This window comes from Dyella japonica, assembly GCF_040545895.1.
Taxonomy (GTDB): Bacteria; Pseudomonadota; Gammaproteobacteria; order Xanthomonadales; family Rhodanobacteraceae; genus Dyella; species Dyella japonica_D.
In genome coordinates, this window is the sequence record NZ_JBEPMU010000017.1 from 1 (window position 1) to 5,258 (window position 5,258).

4 protein-coding genes are annotated in these 5,258 nt (G+C 57.9%); all 4 read right to left on the reverse strand.

The window, feature by feature from the left end; all coding sequences use genetic code 11:
- Positions 1-1,277, reverse strand: a 1,277-nt coding sequence (locus ABIC75_RS22970) for a lipase family protein (RefSeq protein ID WP_436407978.1), incomplete at its 3' end; no start/stop codon positions are given.
- A 14-nt stretch (positions 1,278-1,291) separates the two neighbouring features.
- The gene (locus ABIC75_RS22975) at positions 1,292-1,813 is read right to left on the reverse strand and encodes a hypothetical protein (protein WP_354016211.1); all 522 of its coding nucleotides are present in this window, start codon (positions 1,811-1,813) and stop codon (positions 1,292-1,294) included.
- 212 nt (positions 1,814-2,025) lie between these two features.
- Entirely contained in the window at positions 2,026-2,637 is a 612-nt protein-coding gene (locus ABIC75_RS22980; protein ID WP_354016212.1) for a hypothetical protein, read from the reverse strand.
- 362 nt (positions 2,638-2,999) lie between these two features.
- Positions 3,000-5,258 (reverse strand): calcium-binding protein (locus ABIC75_RS22985; RefSeq protein ID WP_354016213.1); only part of this gene is annotated, 2,259 nt, incomplete at its 5' end.

The following is a 5,258-nucleotide window of genomic DNA, read 5'->3' on the forward strand; positions in this document are numbered from 1 at the left end:
GAGTGGGTCAGTGACAGGCTGACGATGCCGAGATCGTCCAGCGTAAACAGCTCATTGGCCTGCGAGATACCATCGCCATTGAGATCGCGCCATACGCGTAACGAGCCAAAGGCAGCATCGTTTGCGTCGATCACACCATCACCGTTGTCGTCCAGATCGGCCAGCGCATCGAAGCCGTTCGCGGCGAACTGCCCACTCCGAAGCAGGGTTTGATCGCCGAACAGCTCGCGCCCGCTGTCGATCAGGCCATTGCCGTTCAGGTCGCGCACCAGCAGACCATCGTTGCCGGCCACCCAGCCCGAGGCGGTGCGAATGCCGTCCCCGTTGTGATCGAACAATACGCCGGTCCAATTGTCCTCTGCGCGCGTGCTGACCTTGCCGTCGCCATCGAGATCGAGCGCCAGGGGATCGTAGCGTTGGATACGGTAGGTATTACCTTGGACGATGGCATTCGCCGCAAGTTCGAGTTGCGAAAGAAATATATTAAAAGCGTCGGATAGCGAGCTCTTCAGTTTTGCCAGTTGCTCACGCAAATCACTGCCGATGTGATCGAGAGCGCCAGGCAAATCACCAGAGACGACATCACCCCAGCGGTTGTCTGTGAGTAAGACACCGGGTGCGCCGTCTTCCCAGAAATTACTAATGCTATGGGCCGATAGCGTCGCAGAAAACTTCTCCCATGCACCCTCCACACCGTAATTGGAATAGGCAGCGGCTTCAGCGTCACTCATGTACATGAGATCGCGGCCGACCTGGCGTGATAACTGCGACACTGGGTCAAAGGCGTCGCGATGATTCGTGACCAGATCTAACGCGATATCTAGGTTCATCTCCAAGTTTTGAGCGACGTTGTACGCGCCATAGGAGTTGAAGGTGTCCGCGTGAACGCCATACGCAATCGCTGAGAGCTGCGCGAGCGCACCCCCTAAGGAATGTCCCGTCACACTGATGCTTGGATTGTCGTTCCTCGCTGCGTATTCGGCAGCCCACTGCATGGTGGCAGAAGCCTCAGGCCACTGGGTCGGAGGCTCTCCAAGTCCCATCGGAACATCCGCCAGAATGTCATGGATATCCGATGGTTCGGTGCCTGCATGGGATACAACGAGCTCGCCCGTATCCAGATTCTTAAACACCGCCCCAGAATAGCCATCCACGGAAAGGCCCGAAACATGGAGCACTTCGTAGCGTGCGCCGCCCCCTTGGACGATCTGCTGTACTGCAAGATCGTGATAAACCAGGGAAGATAGAAAAGCGTAATCCGACGTCGGAATGGTCATGGCACAGTCCTTTGTTAGCGTACAGAGATAATGATTTTCGTCCAGCCAGGCACACTGCCTCTCATGCACTGGTTCACTCCGGGCCGCTTTAAATCGCAAAACCATTCAAAGTGATATCCAGAGTAAAACGCCAAAGAGGACATGCCGCCAGTGATAGCGACTTGCCCATCTGTTCCTAATAGCCGCACGCTGACATCCATCACGTTCCAAGGGCACGGGCCCGCATTTTCGTAACGATCAAGGTAGATAGGGAATATATTGGCCTCGCTTTGAATGGTAATGCTGGCGTGCGGGTAGTCACGCCCGCGACGACCGGCCACCTTGGGTGCGAGACATTCCTTTGCAGGGTTGCCATATCGCGCAGTCACAACCGCAGGAACGGGCGTACCATCCTCGGTAGTGATAGATACGACCTGCCTGTCCTTGGGAGTGGCGTTGAGCGGTGGCTCCGGCCAGTCTTTCGACTTATACGAACACGCTGCGATAACTACTATGAAGACCGAGGTCACATAGCGATTTTTTCTTAAATAACCCATCAGCTGCCTCCTGCAAGACGACTCATAAATCGCTCAGAAATTTCAATGCCACCGGACAATCTTTCAAGCATGATTCGGTGGATTGGCGGTCATTACGCCATGTGCTTCATAACTTAGATGCCCATACATTCCTGGCGGATCGCCAGATGCCTCGTCACTCTCGGCGATGACGATCTGATGCTGATGGAAGTGAAAGTCTAAGTACGATGACGTCATGACCCCTTCCCTTGGCAAGTCGTTAGTGCGTTGCCGATGAATTTCAAGACGGCGGTGGCGTCATCGCGCCGCTGGGTGGCGTCTCTATGAGCCCTGGAAATAATGTAGAGAGAGACGCTAAAAAGTTTTGAGCGGGAGATTGCATTGACTCTGCCTCCACCATTATAAGAGTTGTAGAAAGTAACCTGATAGCCGTCCATCTCTTCCGTCTTGCCATAAGAGGCGATATCGGTAAGTGCAATGTCCCGAATGGCCTCATTGTCGTAAGCATGAAGTGCTATGAGGTAATTTCCGGTTCCGACGACAGGAGGGCTGTCGCTATGTTCGCCGCTCGTGATGTCTTCTATCTGATTGAATTCAACGGTTAGAAAGGTTGCCCGCTGTGGGATGGAAACATACGTACTCTTGGGAAACTGAAAGCAATAAACCGTTTTTCCGGATTCACTCAGAAGCTTTACCGGACCTTGGTTTGCTGAGCTCGCGGTAGGGACCTTGGCTCTGTGGTCCATCACGCCATGGTTGCCCGATTCGCCACCGCGATCACAACCTGTTGCGGTGACGACCATGCACAGCATCATGGCCAGACGATTTGCTTTGAAGGATGGCAAGGCGACACTCCTCTCTACGTTCAACCGCTTAAATTTAGGTTTGGGGTTCGTCGCTTGTGGTGCTTACGAGCCCATGGATGCGTCCTAAGATCCCCATCCTCATGACCAGAAGGGATATTGGCGAGCACACAACCACCGCGTTGTTCGTCATCAACGCTCCCTCAACGACTCATCGATTCCTTGTCGAATGGGATCGAGCAGATAGTCGATGACCCGACGCTGGCTGGTATGGGTCTCCGCGTTGAGCGTCCTACCTGGCGTAAGGTGGGCGAGGGCGCGATGGAACGCTTTGCCTTCCAGACTGAAAACGGGGCACCTGCTCCCTCTGCTGTCGCCAGACAGGAGCAGGTTGCCTTTCTCCGTCAATGCCAGTTGGCAGCGATCACCGGGCGCAATACATCTGCGTAGTCGGGCGGCAGATAAGTTTCGTTAGCCGCCGGCTGGGTAAACGATGCCATGGCGGAGACCAGTGCATTGACTTGACCACTGAGCAGCGTGCTGCCGTCGGCGGTCTTGAACTGTTCGATCTGATAGCCCGCTCCGCCGTACCAGTTCTTGACCGTCGTGCTGTCCTGGGTGCCGACAATACTGACCTCCAGATCCGCGCCCACGCGACGGAACCACAACCGATCGGCCGTGATGTCTTGACCGAACAATAGGGTGTCCGTTGCGCCGTTATAGGCGCCGGTCTCCACGATGGTGTCCTTACCATCGCCCAGGTTGAACACGTAGGTGTCCGAGCCATAGCTGCCGTACATCACGTCGTCGCCCGTGCCACCGACGAAGACGTTGTTGTTGGCGTCGTAGGCCACCTTCAAGGTGTCGTTGCCGGCACCACCTTCCAAGCGATTGCTGCCGGTGCCGCCATCGAGCACATCGTCGCCGGCGCCACCGAGCAGGGTGTCGTTGCCTTCCCAGCCCATCAGGGTGTCATTGCCATCGCCACCGACCAGCAGGTCGCTGCCGATCCAGCCCGACAGGGTGTCGTTGGCGCTGGTCCCGATCTGCACCAGCATCTGCTGATGCAGATCGCTCAGGCCCCAACTGGTGCCATCGGCAAAGGTCACCCGCTCGATCAGCGCACCAGCGTTCCCCGTGCTGCTGCTGTTGGCGGTGCTAAACCAGTTGCGGATCGCCAGCTCGTCCTGACCGTTGGCGTGGACAAACACCAGATCCCTATCGCGACGGATGATCTGCAGGTCGCTCGCCCGAATGCCATCGCCGAAGGCCACCGTGTCGACCGCACCGTTGTAGTAACTGGTCTCCACGATGGTGTCCTTACCATCGCCCAGGTTGAACACGTAGGTGTCCGAGCCATAGCTGCCGTACATCACGTCGTCGCCCGTGCCACCGACGAAGACGTTGTTGTTGGCGTCGTAGGCCACCTTCAAGGTGTCGTTGCCGGCACCACCTTCCAAGCGATTGCTGCCAGTGCCGCCATCGAGCACATCGTCGCCGGCGCCACCGAGCAGGGTGTCGTTGCCTTCCCAACCCAGCAGGGTGTCGTTGCCGTCGCCACCGACCAACAAGTCGCTGCCGGTCCAGCCCGACAGGGTGTCGTTGGCGCTGGTCCCGACCTGCACCAGCATCTGCTGATGCAGATCGCTCAGGCCCCAACTGGTGCCATCGGCAAAGGTCACCCGCTCGATGAGTGCACCGGCGTTCTCCGTGCTGCTGCTGTTGGCGGTGCTAAACCAGTTGCGAATCGTCAGCTCGTCCTGGCCGTTGGCGTGGACAAACACCAGATCCCTGCCGCGACGGATGATCTGCAGGTCGCTCGCCCGAATGCCTTCGCCGAAGGCCACCGTGTCGACCGCACCGTTGTAGTAACTGGTCTCCACGATGGTGTCCTTGCCATCGCCCAGGTTGAACACGTAGGTGTCCGAGCCATAGCTGCCGTACATCACGTCGTCGCCCGTGCCGCCAACAAACACGTTGTTGTTGGCGTCGTAGGCCACCTTCAAGGTGTCGTTGCCGACACCGCCTTCCAAGCGATTGCTGCCGGTGCCGCCATCGAGCACATCGTCGCCGGCGCCACCGAGCAGGGTGTCGTTGCCTTCCCAACCCATCAGGGTGTCATTGCCATCGCCACCGACCAGCAGGTCGCTGCCGATCCAGCCCGACAGGGTGTCGTTGGCGCTGGTCCCGACCTGCACCAGCATCTGCTGATGCAGGTCGCTCAGGCCCCAGCTGGTGCCATCGGCAAAGGTCACCCGCTCGATGAGTGCACCGGCGTTCTCCGTGCTGCTGCTGTTGGCGGTGCTAAACCAGTTGCGGATGGCCAGCTCGTCCTGACCGTTGGCGTGGACAAACACCAGATCCCTATCGCGACGGATGATCTGCAGGTCGCTCGCCCGAATGCCATCGCCGAAGGCCACTGTGTCGACCGCACCGTTGTAGTAACTGGTCTCCACGATGGTGTCCTTGCCATCGCCCAGGTTGAACACGTAGGTGTCCGAGCCATAGCTGCCGTACATCACGTCGTCGCCGGTGCCGCCAACAAACACGTTGTTGTTGGCGTCGTAAGCCACCTTCAAGGTGTCGTTGCCGGCACCGCCTTCCAAGCGATTGCTGCCGGTGCCACCGTCGAGCACATCGTCGCCGGCGCCACCGAGCAGGGT

Bases quoted from the DNA above. Each gene is read 5' to 3' on its own strand.
- ABIC75_RS22975 (WP_354016211.1), bottom strand. From the start codon at position 1,813: ATGGGTTATTTAAGAAAAAATCGCTATGTGACCTCGGTCTTCATAGTA.